General features: G+C 64.0%; 24 protein-coding genes. 12 read left to right on the forward strand and 12 right to left on the reverse strand.

Features of this window, described 5'->3' with window-relative positions:
• Positions 1–129: 129 nt before the first annotated feature.
• Positions 130–591 carry a hypothetical protein gene (locus E3T27_RS16145; RefSeq protein ID WP_134574012.1) on the forward strand — a complete coding sequence of 154 codons (462 nt, stop codon included), beginning with the start codon at positions 130–132 and terminating at the stop codon, positions 589–591.
• 58 nt (positions 592–649) lie between these two features.
• Here the strand turns inward: E3T27_RS16145 and E3T27_RS16150 are convergent, their stop codons facing one another.
• The 3 genes from E3T27_RS16150 to E3T27_RS16840 form a co-directional block, all read right to left on the reverse strand.
• Positions 650–1,936, reverse strand: a complete 1,287-nt coding sequence (locus E3T27_RS16150) for an ATP-binding protein (RefSeq protein WP_104195867.1) — start codon at positions 1,934–1,936, stop codon at positions 650–652.
• A 46-nt stretch (positions 1,937–1,982) separates the two neighbouring features.
• On the reverse strand, positions 1,983–3,728 hold the full coding sequence (locus E3T27_RS16155; protein ID WP_134574014.1) for an aldehyde dehydrogenase family protein: 1,746 nt from the start codon (positions 3,726–3,728) through the stop codon (positions 1,983–1,985).
• A 91-nt stretch (positions 3,729–3,819) separates the two neighbouring features.
• Positions 3,820–4,062, reverse strand: coding sequence for a hypothetical protein (locus E3T27_RS16840; protein WP_134574016.1), 243 nt, complete (start codon positions 4,060–4,062; stop codon positions 3,820–3,822).
• A 56-nt stretch (positions 4,063–4,118) separates the two neighbouring features.
• On the opposite strand from E3T27_RS16840, the gene E3T27_RS16165 reads away from it, so the two are divergent.
• Positions 4,119–4,559, forward strand: coding sequence for a MarR family winged helix-turn-helix transcriptional regulator (locus tag E3T27_RS16165; RefSeq protein WP_104195869.1), 441 nt, complete (start codon positions 4,119–4,121; stop codon positions 4,557–4,559).
• 41 nt (positions 4,560–4,600) lie between these two features.
• Here the strand turns inward: E3T27_RS16165 and ald are convergent, their stop codons facing one another.
• The gene (ald, locus tag E3T27_RS16170; RefSeq protein ID WP_134574018.1) at positions 4,601–5,716 is read right to left on the reverse strand and encodes an alanine dehydrogenase; all 1,116 of its coding nucleotides are present in this window, start codon (positions 5,714–5,716) and stop codon (positions 4,601–4,603) included.
• A 149-nt stretch (positions 5,717–5,865) separates the two neighbouring features.
• Between ald and E3T27_RS16175 the strand changes: the two genes are divergently transcribed.
• Both E3T27_RS16175 and E3T27_RS16180 read left to right on the forward strand, forming a co-directional pair.
• A complete protein-coding gene (locus tag E3T27_RS16175; RefSeq protein WP_104195870.1) occupies positions 5,866–6,351 on the forward strand; it encodes an Lrp/AsnC family transcriptional regulator in 486 nt (161 codons plus the stop codon).
• A 23-nt stretch (positions 6,352–6,374) separates the two neighbouring features.
• Positions 6,375–7,001, forward strand: a complete 627-nt coding sequence (locus tag E3T27_RS16180; protein WP_198416553.1) for a LysE/ArgO family amino acid transporter — start codon at positions 6,375–6,377, stop codon at positions 6,999–7,001.
• 105 nt (positions 7,002–7,106) lie between these two features.
• On the opposite strand, the gene E3T27_RS16185 is transcribed toward E3T27_RS16180, so the two are convergent.
• The 3 genes from E3T27_RS16185 to E3T27_RS16195 are packed head-to-tail and all read right to left on the reverse strand — an operon-like array spanning position 7,107 to position 8,604.
• The gene (locus E3T27_RS16185; protein ID WP_104195871.1) at positions 7,107–7,442 is read right to left on the reverse strand and encodes a hypothetical protein; all 336 of its coding nucleotides are present in this window, start codon (positions 7,440–7,442) and stop codon (positions 7,107–7,109) included.
• The gene (locus tag E3T27_RS16190; protein WP_134574020.1) at positions 7,442–8,089 is read right to left on the reverse strand and encodes an Asp23/Gls24 family envelope stress response protein; all 648 of its coding nucleotides are present in this window, start codon (positions 8,087–8,089) and stop codon (positions 7,442–7,444) included. Before E3T27_RS16190 ends, E3T27_RS16185 begins: the two co-directional genes overlap by 1 nt.
• A complete protein-coding gene (locus tag E3T27_RS16195) occupies positions 8,086–8,604 on the reverse strand; it encodes an RNA polymerase sigma factor (protein WP_233200539.1) in 519 nt (172 codons plus the stop codon). The genes E3T27_RS16190 and E3T27_RS16195 overlap by 4 nt, the downstream gene beginning before the upstream one ends.
• Before the next feature lie 187 nt (positions 8,605–8,791).
• Between E3T27_RS16195 and E3T27_RS16200 the strand changes: the two genes are divergently transcribed.
• The 7 genes from E3T27_RS16200 to E3T27_RS16230 all read left to right on the forward strand — a co-directional run bounded on the left by E3T27_RS16200 (position 8,792) and on the right by E3T27_RS16230 (position 12,580).
• Positions 8,792–9,274, forward strand: a complete 483-nt coding sequence (locus E3T27_RS16200; protein ID WP_134574022.1) for an Asp23/Gls24 family envelope stress response protein — start codon at positions 8,792–8,794, stop codon at positions 9,272–9,274.
• Positions 9,271–9,465 carry a DUF2273 domain-containing protein gene (locus tag E3T27_RS16205; protein ID WP_338144908.1) on the forward strand — a complete coding sequence of 65 codons (195 nt, stop codon included), beginning with the start codon at positions 9,271–9,273 and terminating at the stop codon, positions 9,463–9,465. The genes E3T27_RS16200 and E3T27_RS16205 overlap by 4 nt, the downstream gene beginning before the upstream one ends.
• Entirely contained in the window at positions 9,462–9,908 is a 447-nt protein-coding gene (locus E3T27_RS16210) for a hypothetical protein (RefSeq protein WP_241992296.1), read from the forward strand. The genes E3T27_RS16205 and E3T27_RS16210 overlap by 4 nt, the downstream gene beginning before the upstream one ends.
• Before the next feature lie 101 nt (positions 9,909–10,009).
• Positions 10,010–10,513, forward strand: coding sequence for a DUF6286 domain-containing protein (locus E3T27_RS16215; RefSeq protein ID WP_134574024.1), 504 nt, complete (start codon positions 10,010–10,012; stop codon positions 10,511–10,513).
• Complete coding sequence (locus E3T27_RS16220; RefSeq protein WP_134574026.1) at positions 10,510–11,115, forward strand: hypothetical protein; 606 nt, start codon at positions 10,510–10,512, stop codon at positions 11,113–11,115. The genes E3T27_RS16215 and E3T27_RS16220 overlap by 4 nt, the downstream gene beginning before the upstream one ends.
• Positions 11,116–11,213: 98 nt before the next feature.
• Entirely contained in the window at positions 11,214–11,387 is a 174-nt protein-coding gene (locus E3T27_RS16225) for a CsbD family protein (RefSeq protein ID WP_134546356.1), read from the forward strand.
• Positions 11,388–11,521: 134 nt separating this feature from the next.
• Entirely contained in the window at positions 11,522–12,580 is a 1,059-nt protein-coding gene (locus E3T27_RS16230; protein ID WP_104195879.1) for a YihY/virulence factor BrkB family protein, read from the forward strand.
• Positions 12,581–12,710: 130 nt separating this feature from the next.
• Here the strand turns inward: E3T27_RS16230 and E3T27_RS16235 are convergent, their stop codons facing one another.
• The 3 genes from E3T27_RS16235 to E3T27_RS16245 all read right to left on the reverse strand — a co-directional run bounded on the left by E3T27_RS16235 (position 12,711) and on the right by E3T27_RS16245 (position 16,371).
• The gene (locus tag E3T27_RS16235) at positions 12,711–13,229 is read right to left on the reverse strand and encodes a CarD family transcriptional regulator (protein WP_104126853.1); all 519 of its coding nucleotides are present in this window, start codon (positions 13,227–13,229) and stop codon (positions 12,711–12,713) included.
• An 11-nt stretch (positions 13,230–13,240) separates the two neighbouring features.
• Positions 13,241–13,912, reverse strand: a complete 672-nt coding sequence (locus E3T27_RS16240) for a TetR/AcrR family transcriptional regulator (protein WP_104195880.1) — start codon at positions 13,910–13,912, stop codon at positions 13,241–13,243.
• A 101-nt stretch (positions 13,913–14,013) separates the two neighbouring features.
• Positions 14,014–16,371 carry a trehalase-like domain-containing protein gene (locus tag E3T27_RS16245; protein WP_134574028.1) on the reverse strand — a complete coding sequence of 786 codons (2,358 nt, stop codon included), beginning with the start codon at positions 16,369–16,371 and terminating at the stop codon, positions 14,014–14,016.
• 316 nt (positions 16,372–16,687) lie between these two features.
• Between E3T27_RS16245 and E3T27_RS16250 the strand changes: the two genes are divergently transcribed.
• Entirely contained in the window at positions 16,688–17,698 is a 1,011-nt protein-coding gene (locus E3T27_RS16250) for a heparan-alpha-glucosaminide N-acetyltransferase domain-containing protein (RefSeq protein WP_134574030.1), read from the forward strand.
• Between the two features lie 95 nt (positions 17,699–17,793).
• On the opposite strand, the gene E3T27_RS16255 is transcribed toward E3T27_RS16250, so the two are convergent.
• Positions 17,794–18,564, reverse strand: a complete 771-nt coding sequence (locus E3T27_RS16255) for a hypothetical protein (RefSeq protein WP_134546366.1) — start codon at positions 18,562–18,564, stop codon at positions 17,794–17,796.
• Positions 18,565–18,699: 135 nt separating this feature from the next.
• Positions 18,700–19,116 (reverse strand): DUF1905 domain-containing protein, encoded by a 417-nt coding sequence (locus E3T27_RS16260; protein WP_241992298.1) that lies wholly within the window; start codon positions 19,114–19,116, stop codon positions 18,700–18,702.
• Positions 19,117–19,312: the final 196 nt, after the last annotated feature.

Consider the following 19,312-nt stretch of genomic DNA (forward strand, 5'->3'; position numbering starts at 1 on the left):
AGAATCTCAGAAACATGGTCTATTTCTGGCCGCAACCACGGAGGACGCTATGCACTGCCAATGAATCGGCTCGAGAAGCTGAACACCTGTCACTATTTGGTCAGGGAAACACCCCATGGAGAGGTATTCATGTCCACGACCACCACGCAATCAACTGAGAAACACGTGCAGTCCACCGCGCTGCACCGGGAGAACACGGGCGAGCGCATGATCCACCAGGGCCTGGTTGTGCGCCGCGTCACTGTCGGACTTTCGCTCGCCGTCGTGGGGGCGATCCACATTCTTGATCTGCCCGGTAAATTCGACGAAACTCCGTATCTGGCGGTCGCCTATATCGGGATCATCCTCGTCGCGGCCGTCCTCGTCGAGCGGGTACTGGTTGTCGGGTCGAGAATGGATTTTCTCGCCGCCGCCACGCTGTCAGCGGCCGTCATCATCGGCTTCATCGTCAATCGCACCGTTGGTATGCCGATGGCCATGGGTGACATCGGAAACTGGCTGGAACCGCTCGGTCTGCTCTCACTCGCCGTCGAGGCCTTCGTCATCTGGCAAGCGCTCGTCGCCGTCGCATTGCACCGCACGCGGCGCTAGTTCTACGACTGAGAACGACCGTCGATTGGCCTCAACTCTCACTCAAGCAGAGTCGCTCCTACAGCCGGGCGAGGCGCTCGATGTCTTCGAGGAACTCGGCTGCGACTTCGTCGGACACGGTTCGGCGGGTTTCGGAGATTGCGACCTCATAATCTTCGGTGCTGGGGCCGTTGATAGCGGGCCCAGCACCGGTTTTATAGAGAGCTTTCTCCAGCGCGTGCTGGGAGGCCCGGTGGGCGGCGTATTCGACGTCGGCCGGGGAGAACCCGTCGCTCTGCTCGACCAGAATCGCGAGATCGACCTCTCCCGATACGGCCTCGGGAATGTAACGTTCCCAGATAGCTTGGCGGGCGGCGACATCCGGCAGCCCGATCGGCACAACGTAGTCGAAGCGTCCGTGGCGCAGGAAGGCGGAGTCGAGCGCGCGAATGAAGTTCGTCGCACAGACCAGCAGGCGACCGGGTTGTTCGCGAAAAGCCGGGATGATCTTGAGCAGTTCGTTGGTCACACCCTGCATAGCCGAGGGCGGTTCGCCGGAACGCTGGGCGGCGATCTCCTCGACCTCGTCAATGAACACGACCGCATGTTCGAGCTCGGCGATTTTCAAAAAGGTTTCCCGCAGCGCGCCGGCGAGGCCCTGCGGGTCGGTGGCGAGGCGGGAAGGGAAGACCTCGACGAACGACCACTCCAGGCGGGAGGCGATCGCCTTGGCGAAGGTGGTCTTGCCGGTCCCCGGAGGGCCGAACAGTACGACGGCTTTGGGCGGCGATACACCGTACTGCTCAGCGAGTTCGGGTTTGGCCAAGGGCATGACCAAACGGCGCTCGAGCAATTCCTTCTCACGCTCCATACCGCCGACCTTCTGCCACAGGTCGCGCGGCAGTACGCGTCCGCCCAGCTCACCGAGCAGTTTGAGCTCCTCCCGCTGCACGGGAATGTGCCGCTCGAAGTAGCGCAGGTTCTTCTTTACCTCGAACCCGCGATTGAGAAAGGGATCGACGTTCGTCTCTGATTCGGGCATGAGCGCTGACAGTTTGGTCATGCCGTGCGGGGCCATGCGGCTCTCGAGGGCAGCGAGCATGGCCGTGCCGATCCCCTGGCTCTGCCAGCTTTCGGCGGTTGCCAAAAAGACGATCCAGCCCTGCGCGTGAGCGGCGCGGCCGACGGCTGCGCCGACGACCTCCTCGCCGTGCACCGCAACGACGGCGTGATCTTTCTGGCAGGAGGCGAGCACCTCGGAGAGGCCGTAGACCGGCTCTGTGTCTGAGGCCTTGATCTCTTCCCACAGACGCAAAATGCCGTCCAGATCGTCGGAGTGAAAGTCGCGCAGTCGCCAGCCAGTCATCGTGATCCTCGCATCATTGGGTGTGCAGCCAATCTATTACATGCAATCAGGCGTGAAATGCGGCGACGAGAATGCGAGGCAGTTTGCGCGCGGAGGGATGGGCGGCGAACTCGGTCAGCAGACGGGCGGTGCGCGCGCCGCTTCTCGCCGACACGAACCACGGCGGTTTGGGTAGCAGCGCCCACTCGGCGTGGGCGACCGAGCGCGGAAACGGGCGGAACGGACCGCGCACCACGGTGCGCTCCACCTCATCGAGAAGGAGCGCGTTGTGGACAACTCCGATGCCGCTCTGGACGTTATCGAGGGTGTGTCCCGGGAATGCGCCCCACGGTGCCGCCGCCGAGAGAAAGCCGACGCCGGTCCAGGCGTTGATCGCGATGGTTCCGTACTGCAGGCGCGTAACGGCCTGTTCAAACACCGGGCCAAGCCGCCGAATGGTACTCGGCAACCCGATAATATTCACACCGAGAGTGCCGAGAAAATCACGATTAACGGTCCGAACGGCGGCGTCAAGATAGGCCTGGTCATCCCCCGGCAATTCGACGACGCCGAGCACGGGTGCAAAGTATTCCGTTGTCAGCATATTTTCTGTGGAAGGGGATGCTGTGGAAGGGGATGCTGCGGAAGGGGATGCTGCGGAAGGGGATGCTGCGGAATTCGCCACGGCGACGAGCAGGCGACCGCCGGGAATCGGCTGCGCGGCCGGGTAGGCAGCGCGGGCCGCTCGCATCCGCTCGTCGCTGCCGGGGTACCAGGCCGGTCGTGTCGGCGCGGCAGCGAGGGCAGCGGCGAGCGCGGCGAGAAATGCGTGCTTCTGCGGCCAGGCGGCGCTCAGCACGAGCACCTGCCCGGCGATGCAGTTGTAGCCGCCGTTATGCAGCCGCATGGTGGCCACGTGTTCGGCCTGGTAGCTCAGGTCCTTGGGGCTCCATCGGCCGGGCAGCACGATGATCGGGGATACTCCGCCGAGTTCGCTGCTGATCGGTTTACCGAGGCGGGGAGTCTTGCACCCACCGAACACGATCGCGTCGTGGGTGGCCGCGCTGCCGGTGATGTGCACGTGGCTGATGCCCACGTGGTGGGCTAGGTAGTCGCCCACGTCGGCGCCGCCGGTGACGATGCGCAGCAGGCCCTGCGCGATGAGCGGGGCGAGAGCCGCCCGATAGATCGGCAGTAGTCCGTCGAAAGTGGGGTTGAGCTTGAGTATTGAGACCCGATTGTGCGCCACGAGCTCGTACAGCACATCGAGCGGGGCGATCGAGCTGATGTTGCCGGCACCGAGCACGAGGCCGACCCCGCCGGTCGCTGTCGGACTGAGCTGGCCCAAGCCGGCCGATACACGCGCCCGCCGCGCGGTGACGCCCGGTCGCAGCCAGGCCCGGGCGCGAAATCCGTGGAGCAGTAGCCCATCCCACACATTATGGGGCAATACGGAAACCGTGACGCGACCGCCGGGCGCGCGCCCCAATCTCTGGCCGGCGAGCGGGCTGCGCCCGGAAGCGAGCCCCCGCAGGGTGCGGCCGAGCGCATTCACCGAGGTGAGCACCCCATAGGGTCCGGTCAGCCATTCTTCGCCGATCAGCGGAGACGAGGGGTCTAGACCTTTGGCACGAGCCGCAGCAGCCACCCAGCGCTCGGCTTCATCAGAAACGGATGTTGCGGTGCGCGCCAGTAAATCGCCGCGCGCCGCGAGCGGGGTCACCCCCCACCGCACGCTTCCTGCAGCCAGCTCGGCGATCGCGAGGTCGAGCTGTGACGTGTTTTCGTCAGCGCGGTCTGCCTTTGTGGACATTGATCTCCCGTGATTGGCGCCAGGCTAGACCTGGGAAAATAACTGGTGCCTGTTCGGACGTCTGCGCCCGGCAGCCGCCCGTAGCGGCTGGCTAGGGCAGGGCTACCGGACAGTGGAGCTGGGTACGTTCGCCACTGCGGTCGATGTCGTGCTGGTCCATTGGCTGGGCGCAGACCGGACAGACACGCACGGGCGCAGGCTGTGCGCGGAGCAGATCGGACCCGCTCAAACCAACCGGCGGCGGTCCGAGAATGGGAAACAGTCGACCGTTCAGCCAAGCAGTGAAGCCGCCGGGTCCCTTGCCGAGCGAAAAGGGTATCTTGCCGTGTATCATGACTGTTAGTGTACTAACTAAAGGCATAAAGAACAACGGGTCGGAACGGGACACCCATGACATCGTCAACGCTTGACAACCCCCTCGCCCTCGACAACCAGGTCTGCTTCGCCCTGGCCATAGCCTCACGCAACGTCATAGCCCTGTATCGGCCCATTCTGGAGCCACTCGGGCTTACTCATCCGCAGTATCTGGTCATGCTCGCCCTGTGGGACGAGAGCCCGCGCACGCTCAAGGGTCTCGGCCAGACCCTCCGCCTCGAGCCGGCGACTCTCTCCCCCTTGCTCAAGCGGCTCGAAGCCACCGGCTACGTGCGGCGGCAGCGCCGGGAGGCCGACGAACGAACGCTCGATATCACGCTGACCGACCGCGGACAGAACCTGCGGGCGGTGGCTGAAACCATCCCGCCGCGGGTCGTCGAAGCGCTCAACCTGCCGATGGACGACCTGCTTCGCCTGCGCGACGCACTGCACCGGGTTATCGTCGCGACGTCTTGACCCGCCGGCGCCGACTGGAAAAATACCGCTTTAAGACCGGCTCAGGCGATCGCGTCGGATACGGTCAACAGGGCGGCGTGGAAGGCAGAAGCAACGTGCGCGTTGGTGATGCGGCCGTTGTGCACGTTGAGCCCCTGAGCGAGAGCGGAATCTTCGGCGATGGCCTGCTTCCACCCCTTCTGAGCCAGCGCGACGACGTAGGGCAGGGTGGCGTTGGTCAGTGCGCGCGTCGACGTTGCCGGCACCGCCCCGGGCATGTTGGCGACACAGTAATAGACGCTGTCATGCACTAAGAACGTGGGATTGTCGTGCGTGGTAGCGTGCGATCCCTCGAAGCATCCGCCTTGGTCGATCGCGATGTCCACGAGCACGGAGCCGGGCTTCATCGAAGCAACCATGGCGTCGGTGACGAGTTTGGGAGCCTGCGCACCCGGAATGAGTACGGAGCCGATAACAAGGTCAGCCTCCCGCACCTGCTCGGCAATCTCGTATTGGGTCGACGCGCGCGTCTGGATCTCGCCGTTGAAACGGGCCTCGAGTTGGCGCAGGCGAGCCAGCGACAGATCGATGATGGTCACGTCGGCGCCCATGCCAAGCGCGTTAGCCGCGGCGTGCTCGCCGGCCACGCCGCCGCCGATCACGACGACCTTGGCCTTGGGGGTTCCGGGAACACCGCCGAGCAGAATTCCGCTACCGCCGTTGGCACTCATCAGGTGGTAGGCACCGACCTGCACCGAGAGGCGGCCAGCGACCTCGCTCATCGGCGAGAGCAGCGGCAGGCTGCGGTCGGCAAGTTGCACGGTCTCATAGGCAATCGCGGTCGTGCCAGACTTGATCAGAGCCTCAGTGCATTCAGCGGATGCCGCGAGGTGCAGATAGGTGAACAGCACCTGCCCCGGGCGCATCAATGGGTATTCGCTGGCAATGGGCTCCTTGACCTTCAGGAGCAGGTCGGCCCCGGCCCAGACTTCGGCGGCGGCGTCAGCGATGAACGCCCCGGCAAGCCGAAAAGCATCGTCGGTGATGCTGGAGCCCAGCCCGGCACCCTTCTCGATGACGACCTCGTGGCCGCGCCGAGTGAGTTCGTGAACACCGGCCGGAGTGATCGCCACGCGGTTCTCATTATTCTTGATCTCGGTGGGAATGCCGACCAACATGTCTGCTCCGTTTCGGGTTGCCAGCGCCGAACGTATCGGCTGTGATAGGGGTAAGACTGCTATTGATTCGTTTCGACTAGGTAAAATCCGTAGAATCTGCCAGACTTCAAGAATATTCCACTAAATATGCGGTTGTCAGGAGATGCGAGATGACGGAAACGAAGAGGATTCGGGTGGTCGAAACCCTCGACGAGATCGATCGCATCCTGGTCGCGGCGCTGCAGGCGGACTCCCGCACGACCAACAGCCGTCTGGCCAGCGCGGCTGGTATCGCCGAATCCACGTGCGTCTCCCGGGTGCGCTCGCTGGTCAGCCGCGGAATCATCACGCGCTTCACGGCCATGGTCGACCCGAAAGCGATCGGACTCGGCCTGCAGGCGCTGATCAGCGTGAGCATTCGCGCAGGCGCCCGCACGCACATCCCGGCCTTTCGCGATTCGATCCGGGTGATGCCGCGCGTCGTGCAGCTATATTTTCTCGGCGGGTCCGAGGACTTCATCATTCACCTGTCGGCCCGGGACACCGACGATGTGCGCGATTTCGTGCTGGACAACCTTTCAGCCAATCCCGCGGTCGCGTCAACCCGTACGAGCATGGTGTTCGAGCATTTCTACAACGGCGTCGCCCCCGAATAGCACGCCCCTAAACTATCCACGACATGAACCTCGCCGACACGATTCTGCCCGCCATGTTCGGTTTTGGTACCGGACTCGCGCTCATCATCGCGATCGGCGCCCAGAACGCGTTTATCCTGCGGCTCGGTATTGCGGGGCGGAACCGCACCGTGCTCGTTGCGGTGCTGATCTGTTCGGTCTCCGACGCCGTGCTCATTCTGGCCGGCATCGTGGGAATCGGCGCTCTTATTCGAGCCGCCCCGGTCGTTCTGGTCATCGTGCAGGTGCTCGGCGCCGGCTTTCTGCTCACCTACGGTGCGTTCGCCGCAGTGCGCGCCTTCCGCCCCGGCGTGCTCGTAGCGGCCACGACTACAACGGTGCGCACCCAGGCCGCCGTCGCGACGACCATCGCGCTCACCTGGCTCAACCCGCACGTCTATCTCGACACCCTGATTTTTCTCGGATCGGTGGCGAACCAGCAGGGGACGAACGAGCGCTGGTGGTGGGGCGCGGGGGCAATCACGGCGAGCTTCGTCTGGTTCTTCGCGCTCGGTTTCGGTGCACGGATGCTGCGGCCCCTATTCGCAAAGCGCAGCTCCTGGCGAGTGCTCGACGCCTTCATCGCCGTTGTCATGATCGCCCTCGGCGTGAAAATGGCGGTCGGCGTCTAGCGGTGCTACTCGCGCCAGTACCCAGCTTTGCCAAGCAGCAGCGCCGCGGCGAGCGAGTACTCGTCGTCACTCACGTGCACGACCAGCACGACTATCCGTGGTCAGCTAGACGTTCAGCCACACACTGGCCACGATCACGACGATCTGCACGACCGGCAGGTTACCGCCCTCGAGGTGCGCGGCGATCGCGTCGTGCACCCGACCGCTCACGTCACTCGAGGACTCCGCCGCACCGATGCCGATCCTGGCCGTGACCCGAACGCCGTCAGCTCGCTGTTCGATGTGCACGAGCGGCGCTGCGGGCGCTCGATGGGCCACCGCATCGAGGGTGGCGCTGAGTGCGGTGGCCATCATCGACCCGGCCGGATACAGCGCGGCGACACCGGACACCCGGCGCACCAATACGTCAAGCTGGTCGAAAGAAGAAACGTCCGTGGTCATCATCTTTCCTGTTCGTGAGCGGATGCATCGGGCAGCGAATGCAGGTCACTCACAGTGATATCGATGGCCGCCACGACCAGTTCCGTATATTTACTCAAAGTGGCATACATCGCGTCTCGCAGCTGATCGGCTAGCCGCGGTATATTCTCACCGGGGAATACAGTCACATCGACCCGGATGGAGATCGGCGCGCCGGGCACGCTGACGTCGCCGACCAGCACACACCGGCCGACGAACACGTTCTGCATGCGATCGCCGGTTTCCCGCAGCATGCCACGCACGGCGCCCTCCGTCACGACGAGGCGCGCGATCGGCGACGGGTGGGTCAGCGGAATCTCCCGGCCGGCATGGGCCTCCAACGTAATGTTGTTGAGAATGGGCGACACCCAGCTGTCGTCGCGCCGGGATTCACGTTCAAGGTCCCGCTCCAGCAATGACCGCTGCGCCCGACGCAGTCGTTCGAGACCGCGCAGGGCGATTTCACAGTCGGGCGAATCGTCGATGCCCGGGTCGGCGGGCATCCGTTCGCGATCAAGGTAGTCGCTGAGTTGCTCGATGGTATGACCGTTCAGGCCAGCCTGTTCCCGGTCGGTGCTGTCGAGGTCGAATGCGAAAAAACGTCGGTTCGCCGGTGTCCGTTCGGTCATCGCCAGTCCTCCATCTGTCGAAGTAAGGTCTTGCGAGCGCGGGCCAGCAGTCCACGTACGGTGGAGAGCGAAAGGTTCAGCTCGGCGGCAATGTCACCGTAGCTGTACTCGGCGAGTTCGCGCAGGGTCCAGCAGCGCCGTTGATCAACGGGAAGAGCCGCGAGTACCCGCGCGAGCGCTTCGGTCTCGGACTCCACCTCTGCGAGGACGTGCGGGGCACGACACTCGGGCGCCGAGGCATCCGTGTCATCGATATTGACGTGCAGGCGTCGAGCGCGGAGCCGATCGATACTCTTACGGCCAACGATGCGCATCAGCCAACTCTTGACAGCGCTGCCATCTTCGAGAGTGCCGAGTTGCTGCCAGGCCGTGATGAATGATTCCTGCACCACGTCGTCGGTTTCGTCATTTGAGCCGAGAACCCGGGTCGCGTAAACCCGCATAAGTGGGCCGTACCGGCGAACGAGAACCTCGAAGGCACGCAGGTCGCCATCGGCAGCGCGATCGGCGAGCATTTGGTCGGCGGCCGCATCGAGCGGCGACGCAACTTGCTCACGCACTTTGCCGGACACATCCCCTCCTTGGGCAAACAGTTCCAGAATATTTCTCATCTTCGCGTGACGAATATGCCACACGTTTCGTCTTACTGGTAACAATCCGTTCTGGCTAGACCAGACGGCCCTATACGAAGGAGCTTTTTCCATGGACCTCATCGACAGCAACGGCCCCGTATCGTCGAGCAAGTCCCCGCGCAGTCGCGTCCCGATCAGCCCACCGCCGGCTGGTGAGTCGGCCACTGGAACCGGCAAGACCGTCATCAACGACGGCGTCGTGGCCAAGGTGGCCGGCATCGCCGCCCGCGAAGTCTCCGGTGTATACGCCCTCGGCGGCGGCGCCGCCCGTGCCCTCGGCGCCATTCGTGAGGCAATGAACAGTACCGACGTGAGCCAGGGCATCTCGGTCGAGGTGGGAGAAACGCAGGTGGCCGTAGACGTGACAATCGTCGCCGAGTACCCGGTACAGCTACAGCAGGTGGCCGACGATATCCGCTCGAGCGTTATTCGCGCCATTGAAGACCTCGTCGGCCTCGAAGTCACCGAGGTCAACGTGACGATCATCGATATTCACTTGCCCAGCGACGAGGCCGATGCCGATGCTGGGCCGAGTAAAGCCGCACTGCGGTGACTGGCGCAACCCGAGCTGGAATGCTGGTCGGTGCGATTCTCGCCCTGACCTGGGTGATTCTGGGTTTCTGGGCGTTTCTGTTCGTTGCCCTGTCCATGCTGGTCGGCGCCTTGGTCGGCCGCGTGGTTGACGGCCGCCTCGACCTCGGTTCACTGATCGGAGTGTTTCAGGGAAAGCGGTCATCATCGTGAGCGTGGCGACCGATACCGCAAATGAGTGGTTCCTCGGCGGAGCGGTACGCGACGCACCAGACGACGGCACTCCGCCCACGACCGTGACGCCTCCCCCGCCCCGCGGCCGCACCCGCATCGTGCCCCGGGCGCTGCGCCAAGTCGTCTCGATGGTCACTGCGGAATCGCTCGGCGTTCCCTCCGGTCAAGTCCGCGTGGAACTCGGCGATGACCACGGCCGGCTCGCGCTCACGATCAGCACCACCATCCGCGTCGTTGCCCTCTCCCGCATCACCCGCGACCCCGACGTCATCGCGCGCACTGGCGGCACGATTCTGGCCCGGTCGGCCCAATCGCAAGACGAAATTCTTCGACGCGTCGGAGAACTCACCGGCACCGATGTCGGCCGTGTCACCGTGCGGCTGACCGGCATTGACGTGCAACAGGAACGCCGGGTGCAATGAACTCGGCACCGGCCGATCGGTCTTCAGAGCCGATGACACCAATTTACGGGCGCATCAGCCGGCGTGAACTGCATTCACCTCGGTCAGCGGCGGCTATCACCGTGGCCGTTGTCGCAATTCTGCTCTGCGCTTGGCTCGGCACCGAAATTGTGCTGCTCATGATCGACCAACCGGCCCTGCTCGCGACCCCGACCGAACTGGCAACCGGCGTCGCATCCGTTTCGACTGTGCCGGCTTCACTACTCACCACTAGCGCGCTCGTCTGCGCCCTTATCGCCATCGTCCTGTTGGTCGTCGCGGTCACGCCCGGCCGAAGGGCGCGGCATCTGATCGATTCGGAGCGAACGGTGACCGTCGTCGATGACGAGGTAATCGCATCCGCTTTGGCCGGGCGTGCCGCTCGCGTGGGCGGCATCAACCCCGACAGCACCCGGGTCAGTATTTCTCGTCGCCTCGCCACGGTGCACCTCGTGCCGACATCGGGGCAACCGGTGCAGCTTGACTCGGTGCAGCAGGCCGTAAGCGACCAGCTCGATGGCCTGCGCCTACGGCCGACACTGCAGACCCGGGTCGTCGTGGCCGTTGGCGGAAAGGTCGGAACGTGAACAACACCAACCGCGCGCTCAACCGCAGCGTTATCCTGGTGACCGGGCTGGCGCTACTGGCCGTGGCCACTCTGCTCGGCCTGCTCGCAACGCAAGCCACACTGCGGGGTGCGTGGGCCTCGGTTACTGACCGGGTTGGCGGCACGGTCGCCGACTGGCTCCAATCTACGCCGCTCGGCAACACGCGAAATAGCTGGATCTGGATCATAGTCCTCACCCTGTTACTGGGCGTCGTTGGCCTATTGCTCAGATTCATCCTGCGGCAGGGCCGCGGCCATTCCGGCCACCTCATCAATGAACAGACCTCGGACTGGGGCACCACACAGGTTGATTCGACGGTTGCCGAGCAAGCGCTGCAACACGCGCTCGGCGAGCACCCGGAATTCTTGTCGACCCGCGTCTCGACCTATCGGGTGTCCCGCGACGCCGTACTCAAGGTCTCGGTGACCTGTCGACGAGGTACCTCCCCGGCCGATGTTGTGCGCGTCGTCGAACAGGCCCTGCTTGCCCTCGATGAACTCCTCGGCCTGCGCATCCCCGCCCTGTTGCAGATCAGCGGAGGCTTCCGGGTGCGTACCGGTCACACCACGCGCGTTCCCTAAATCTTCCAGGACACCTCTCACCGAGATCCCCCCTACTCACGTTCAGCGCTTCCGCGCCGAACACTCCCCCAGAAACACCTCACGAAAGAGAGAACACCATGAGTGCAGCCGACAAGATCAAAAACGCCGCGCAGGACCTCAAGGGCAAGGCCACTGAGGCCGTGGGCAAGGCCACCAACGACGACTCCAAGGTCGCCGAAGGACGCGCCGACCAGACCGCGGCGAGCGCCAAGAAGGTCGGTGAAGACATCAAGGACGTCTTCAAAAAATAGTTCGAGATCTGCTGAAACCAAGCACGCGCCATACCCTGAGATTTAGTCAGAACTCAGTAGATTTTTCTGTCCGGGGTCGCGATTGTTCGACCGACCGCGACCCCGGCTTCACTCGAACCGAGCAGGAGACTTTCATGGCAGACACCGGCCGAAGCCAAAAACTCACCGGCGCTCCTGCCCCCGATGACGACCGCAAGCCGGATACGCCGGCCAAGGTCACGAAGTCCTCCTGGAAATACGTCTTCAAACGCACGCTCAGCGAATTCAGCACCGACCAGTGCACCGACATTGCGGCGTCGCTCACCTACTACGCCGTGCTGTCGCTGTTTCCCATGCTCATCGCCCTGGTTTCGCTGCTCGGCGTGTTCGGGCAGGGGCGGCAGTCCGCCGACACCCTGCTGTCGATTCTCGCCTCGGTCGCCCCCCGCGACGCCCTCGACGTCATTTCGGGGCCGATCGAACAGTTCAGCACCGCACCATCCGCCGGGTTTGCACTGGTGGCGGGCATCGCGGTCGCGCTCTGGTCGGCATCCGGTTATGTCGGAGCCTTCAGCCGCGCCATGAACCGCATCTACGCGATCGATGAGGGCCGGTCATTTCTCACGCTCAAGCCCACGCAGTTGCTCGTCACCGTCATCAGCATCGCCCTGCTGCTCGTCGCCGTGTTGATTGTGGCCATTTCCGGTCCCATCACGGATGCCGTCGGCGCAGCACTCGGCCTCGGCCAGACCGTGCAGCTGGTCTGGTCCATTGCCAAGTGGCCGGTGCTTGCGGCGACCGTCGTGTTGCTGATCGCGGTGCTGTACTACTTCACCCCGAACGTGCGCCAGCCGAAGTTTCGCTGGCTGAGCCTTGGAGCATTGGTCGCCCTCGTTGCGATCGTCGTCGCGTCTCTGGGATTCGGATTCTACGTTGCGACGTTCTCGAACTACGCCAAGACCTACGGTTCACTCGCTGGAATCATCATCTTTCTGCTCTGGCTGTGGCTGACCAACCTCGCCTTGTTATTTGGTGCGGAGTTCGACGCCGAACTCGAGCGTGGCCGCCAGCTGCAGGCGGGCATCACCGCCGAGCAGAACATTCAGCTGCCCCCACGCGGCACCAGGAAGAGCCAGAAAGCCGCCCTCAAGGAGATGCAGACCGTCGCTGACGGCCGTCGCATCCGCAAAGCCAACGCCGGCCCGCGTCCGTGACGGGTTCCGGGACGCCCGGCCCCCCTTCGCGTCGTTGCGTCTGTTCCAGGCCCGGGCCCGGAACGCTGTCTCCCGACCACACACGAACACCCTCGCTCGCAAGGCGAACGAGGGTGTTCGGTCAATCCGACTAAACGGTTATTTCAACCGGCTCATCACTGACGACGTAGTTCTGAATTTCGATGAGCAACAGGTCGCCGGCTTCCTGGTCGGTCAGGCCCTGGGCCAGAGCGAGTTCGGAGACGAGAATCTGACGAGCCTTTTCGAGCATCCGCTTTTCGCCAGCAGAGACGCCCTTGTCCTGGTCGCGACGCCACAGGTCGCGCACGACCTCGCTGACCCGGTAAACACTGCCGCTGGCCATTTTCTCCTGGTTGGCCTTATAACGGCGTGACCAGTTGCCCGGCTCCTCGGTGAAGGCGTTCTGCAGAATTTCGTACACAGCGCTGACACCCGCGGCGTCGATGACGTCGCGCACGCCGACGAGCTCGACGTTGTCGACCGGAAGCTGAATGGTCAGCGCGCTCGTGTGCACGTTGAGGGTCATGAACTGCTTCTCGACGCCCTTGATGTTGCGGGTCGCGAGGGCCGTGATGGTGACCGCTCCGTGGTGCGGATAGACCAGGGTTTCGCCGATTTCGATCTTCATAGAATGTGCCTTCAGTTTTGTGTGGGTGATGCAACGCGAACAGGCGTTGCGCATAAGGTTTCGGGTTCGAGCAGCCATCCCGGCAGCAGGGCAACAAGCTGGTCGACGAGTTCGTCGTCGGAGACGTCGAGGTGACCGCGCATCCACGCACCAATCAGGGTGAGCGCGCCGCCGGCGACGTAAGTGGTGACCAACTTGGCGTTCACAGCGTCGTCAAAGACGAGCACCGACTGCAGCATGCGGGTGGCGTAAGCCTCGATGATCTGGTCGTGCGCGCTGCGGGTGAGTGGCAACTCCAGCACGCTTGCGTACAGGGGAAAGTTTTCAACCATGTGCGCGACGAGGCGGGCATAGCCGAGGCGTGAGGCATTTTCACCGGTCCTCGGCCGCGGCAAATCCAGCCCCGCCGAGCCGATGTCGGCGAACTGTGCCTGCAGCAGCTCGGCGGCGAGCACGTCGAGGCTCGCAAAGTGCGCATAGAACGAGCTACGACTGATACCGGCCAGACGCACGATCTCGGCGACCGAGACGGATGCCCCCGGCTGGGCGTTCAGCGCACGAATCGCCGTGAGGATGAGCTGCCTGGTGCGCTCCGCCCGAGGATCGTGGGTGAGCTTCGACTCAAGCTGAACATCTGACTGCACCTGAACCGCCTGCAGGCGCGGGTCAGTCAAAGAAGTCATTACACAATACTAACACTTTTCGGACACGTGTCCGAGATAACGGACCGTTTCACGGCTGACTCGCGAAAAAGGACGCCCCTTCGCGAGTCAGCCGCACACTCTTACCGCCTGCGGTACTCGTCAAGCAGCTGCGCGCAGCGGATGAAACCGAGGTGCGAGTAGGCCTGCGGGTGGTTGCCGAGGTGGGTTTCGGTGGCCGGGTCGAATTCCTCGGACAGCAATCCGGTCGGACCGACCAGGGAGATGAGCTGATTGAACAGTGCCTCAGCCTCGTCGATACGCCCGGTGAGCACATAGGCCTCGATCAGCCAGGTCGTGCAAATGTGAAAGCCACCCTCGAGGCCGGGCAGACCATCGTCGTAGCGGTAGCGGAACACCGTCGGGCCCACGCGCAGTTCGCGCTCCACCGCACTCACGGTCAGCTGGAAGCGCTCGTCGGTCACGTCGAGCAGGCCAGACAGTCCGATGTGCAGCACGGCAGCATCGAGATCGGGGCTGTCGTACGCCACGGTGTACGACTGGGCTTCCTCACTCCAGCCTTCGCGCAATACCTCCTCGCGAATGGTGGCGGCAAGTTCGATCCAGCCCGTCCCCCCGTCGCGTCCGTGCCGCACCGCGGTCCGGATGGCCCGGTCCACGGTCACCCAGCACATCGTCTTCGTGTAGGTGTGGTGTCGCGGCGAGCGCCGGGCCTCCCAGATGCCGTGGTCGGGTTCGTGCCAGCGGCTCGTGACGGCGTCGACCATCTCGGTGAGCAGGTGCCACTGAAAGTCCGAGAGGGTTCCCTGCCGGGCACTCAAGCTGTCGATGAGTTCGGCGACCGGCCCGAACACGTCGATCTGCACCTGATTGTCGGCGGCGTTCCCGATGCGTACCGGGCGGGATCCGGCATAGCCGGGCAGCGACTCGAGGCTTGCTTCGGTGGACAGCGACGATCCGGTGACCGAATAAAGCGGATGCAGCCACTGCGCGCCGGGACTGTCGTCCACGACCCCGGCCAGCCAGCGCAGAAATCCATCAGCCTCGGCCGTCGAACCGAGGTCGACGAGCGCCTTGACCGTCATCGAGCCGTCGCGCAGCCAGCAGTAGCGGTAGTCCCAGTTGCGCGTTCCGCCGATTCCCTCGGGCAACGATGTCGTGGAAGCGGCGAGTACCGCTCCGGTCGGTTCGTAGCAGAGAGCGCGCAGTACGAGGGCTGAGCGGCCGACGAGCGAGGGCTTCACGCTCGGCAGCGACAACGAATTGACCCAGGCACGCGAGTCGTTCATAACCGCGCCGCGCCGCGCCGCTTCGCCGGAGGCATCCGCTGTGTACGGCTCGGTGTCGCCGCAGCGCAGGTTGAGCATGATCGCGCCCTGCGAGAGGTCGACGACGGCGGTGGCCGTTTCGTTGCGGCCGTCAGTCGTGACCGTGAACTCGACGCCGGCCGCCGAGAGCACGATCGGGTCGGCGGTGCCGGTGATGGTCACCAGACCGTCGGTCGCGTGCATGTTGAAGAATGCGACGGCGTAATCGGGCCGCGGCGCGAACACTATGCGGGCAAGCCCCGTGCCGGTGAGCTTGCGTACGAGGTTGGTGATGCCGAGTGGGGACGGCTCGATGTAATCGGTGACGGTGACGTCGGCCCAGCGGGTTTCAACGATCATGGTGTTGTCGATGTAGCGCTGGCCCAGCACGCGGCTCTTCTTGACCGGTTCGATCGAGAAGTGCCCGGCTTCTTCGCTGCCGAGGATACTCGCGAACAACGAGCCAGAATCGGGCAGCGGATGCGTCATCCAACAGATGCGCGCCTCCGGCGTCACGAGGGCGGTCGAGGTGCCGTCGCCGATCATGGAGTGGCGTTCAATGGCGACGACGTGCTGACCGAACAGCCAGTCCTTGCGCAGCTCGAACAGCAGGGCCAGAATCTGGGCGAGCTTTTCGGGTCCGCTGATGCGGTGAGCGGCGACGGATTCGTCGTCGCCGATGCGAATACCGAGGTCGGGGCCGTGCAAGGTGTTCATGGCCATTTCGTCGCTTGCGGCATCGCCGGCGAAGAACGCGGCGCTGACGCCGAGACGGGTGCGCAGCCGGTCGAGCGCGATGCCGGAATCCTGGGACTCATCGGAGGGCTCGGGGGCGTCAAAAAATTCCGAGTCGAATTCGGCTCCGTTCGACCCGACCAGGTGTACCTCCCGCGGCAGCCGGGAATCCGCGGCCAGGTCGCGCAGCGGGCGCCCCGACATGACGGCCGTATGGGTATTGGGCAGGGCGGCGAGGGCGCGTAGGGCGGTCGCAGACTCGGCCAACAGCACAGACGGCACGTTCGAGGCAACGTGATGGGACAGTGTGCCTCCGTAGTTGCAGGCCACGAGCAGAGACGGGGTGCGGGCGAGTTGTTGCAGATCCTGCAGTATTTCGCTTGACAGCCCCGTTAATGTGCGTGGGAGGTTCTTGGAAAGATTCATGCGATGGGGCATATGGAGGTTCCTTGCAGAAGGGCGTCGACCGTCAAACCAGTTGCTAGACCTAGGCGACGTTACCATTTGCCGCAGGCCGGTCTGCGGGCGACCCGCCTTCTGACTGGGTGTTGTCACAATCAGGCGGCCCCGCACCCACTCGCCGTCTACCCCCTCCCGGTATCGGCTCGCGGCACGCGTTAGCGCTAGCGGCACGCGTTAGCGCTAGCGGCACTCCTACCAAGGGACGCCGCGAACCGGAAAGCGTGCCGCGACGACCCGCGGCCTCGGCCAACCCCAGCGCGAACCTGCCCGGATGAACCCGTAGCCTGTTTTCATGCACAACAGGGCCGACGCGAGCGAACGGGTCGTCGCCATCGACATCGCCAGGGGCCTGGCGATCATCGGCATGTTCGTGGCGCATGCCATCCCGCGCCTGAGTGACGCCGAGCTGCTCGCCGACGGGCGATCCTCCATTTTGTTCGCGACCCTGGCCGGGGTATCGCTCGGTATCATGACCGGGTCACAGCATCCGCTCGCGCGCGGCCAGCGTTCCAAGCGTGTGACCGGCATCGTGGTGCGCGCGCTCTTCCTGTTTCTGCTCGGCATCGTGTTGGCTAGCTTGCAGAGCGGCGTTGCCGTCATCCTGCACTTCTACGCCCTCATGTTTCTGCTGCTGATTCCGATGCTTTTTCTCCAGCGGTGGCTGATAGCCCTGATCGGCGTCGTCTTTCTCTTCGGCGCACCGTTGCTGGGCGCCGCCCAGGGCGAAGTGGATGCCGCCCGGCCGCCGCTCGCCTACCTGGTCGACTACTTCTTTCTCAATGGCACCTACCCGGTGCTCATCTGGATGCCCTTTCTGCTGGCCGGGCTCATGATCGCGCGCTCCGATCTGGGCAGTGCGAAAACCCAGGTAGCCCTCGTCGGTGCCGGAACAGCAGCGGTGGTCGCCGGCTACGGCGCGGCCATCGTGCTCCCCGGGGTCAACGCCGCGGCCCATTCCGGATCGATCGCCGAGGTGATCGGCTCCGGCGGGGTCGCGGTCGCACTCCTTGGAGCGTTGCTCTGGCTCACTGCTGTTCGGCGACGGTCTGTAGGGCGTGCGCTGCGCGTGATCCTCTGGCCGGTCGGGGCGACCGGCCAGATGGCACTGACTGTCTACACCCTGCAGATTCTCGCCCTGGCCGTTATCGCCGGCAGCGCCGAAATCGACTATCCCGGCTGGCCGCTGCTGATCGGGATGCTGCTAATCACCTTCATCGGTGCCAGCCTGTGGCGTTATTTTCTCGGCAAGGGCCCCCTGGAACGCTTGCTCGCCGCGCTGGCCCGGGCGCCACGCTTTCGCTAGCGACGCGCGGCTGCGTGTGACACGGATGCCCGCCATCAACCCGACCGTCAGTGAGCCGGGCCGAAAATGACCAACCACACAATATCAACGTCGGATCAGCGGATGCCGCCAATGCGCTCCAGCGCCGCCCGCATGATCTGCGCCTCGGGTGTCGGGGCCACATGGTGGTTGGTGTAGATGCCGACGAGCCACTCCAGAACCTCGTCTTCGCTCATGGCTACGGCGTTCCAGTCCACTCCCGGCTCGGCGGCCGTTCGCGGCTCGCCGGTCTCCAGATCGAGCCAGGCGCGGGCGATCGGCGTGTCGGGGTCGTCGTTGTTCATGTTCCAGAGCAGGGCGATCGGGTGGTTATCCCCCTCGACATGCTCGTGGTCGACGCGCCCGGAGCCGAGCCACGGCAGCGTCAGCAGCTCGCCGATGATTCCGACTTCAATCAGTTCGAGCTGGGTCGGTTCAGTCTCGGGAACGTAGAGTGTGAACCCCTGCTCGAACCACTCGGCGGCCTCAAAGATCGAGTCGAGCAGTTCATCGAGGGCGTCGATCTCCTGCACCAGGATGAGCGCCCACTCGAGCAATTTTTCGGTCTGATCGGCCGGCCACGGGCTCTCGAACGGGTCGCTCGTGCCGTGGTAGTGAAAGCTGGGGCCGGCCTCGTCGAGCAGCACGTGCAGCTGGCCACTGTCGAAGTCGATCGACAGGTTGAGCGCCCCGCCCTCGTCGTCGCGGTCGGCGAACAGATCGGGGTGCGCCAGCTCCGCCGGTAGGGTGACGGCCGCGGCGAGCCGGGGGCCCAGATCGAGAACGACGCGAAACTGGATGGTCGGCAGGCGCAGGGTTTCATCCTGCTCGAAGTGCTGGTCTGACATACCCAAAGTTTATCGACCACGGGGTGGTCTCCCAGCAGCATGCGGTCTGGCCGCACTTTTGTCGACATGGCACACGCGTCAACCAGTCCGGCAGATGACGGGCGGCCGACGACTGGATTTCAGCCGATAGTGCGGTCAACTGAATCGTTGATCGAGGTGAACTTCAGCTTCATCGCCGATCACTTTGCCGATTGTTTTGCGCAGGGCTGCCTTGAGCGGAACCATGTGCGTTCCATCACCCATCGGGAGCAGCGTCGCGGTAAAAGGATGCCCGTCGATCGTGCCGGCAACTTTCACAGGCTTTCTGGTTCCGAAAAAAACTCCCGACTCAGGCATGACAACGCAGGTCCAGCCGCTGTTGCGCTCGGTGGTGACTGTTGCCGTGAAGGTGGTGTCGATATTTTGAGGGTAGTCCTCCTGGGCAGGCATGATTCCCTTTCTTATCTCTCTAATGCTTCTGAAACGCACGCCGGGAAATGTGGCGAGACGTTCGGCATTACGCAGCAGTTGGTCCTCTTCAAGCCAAGCCTCGTGTGAGAAATAGCGCGCCACGATGCGTGCGAACCACAACCGGAAATAGCGGGCCGGTAAATCGAGGACTCTGTCATGGTGACGAAGACCGGGACCAGGGTACGCATGTGCTGAGGGTAGCGCTCGGCGTAAGTGAGGGCCAGTGTGCAGCCCCGGGATCCGTCCCGGAGTGCCGAACTGGTGATTCTCACCAGGGTGCGCAAGTGCTCGATGTCCA

The organism is Cryobacterium lyxosi (assembly GCF_004403345.1).
GTDB classification, from domain to species: Bacteria; Actinomycetota; Actinomycetes; order Actinomycetales; family Microbacteriaceae; genus Cryobacterium; species Cryobacterium lyxosi.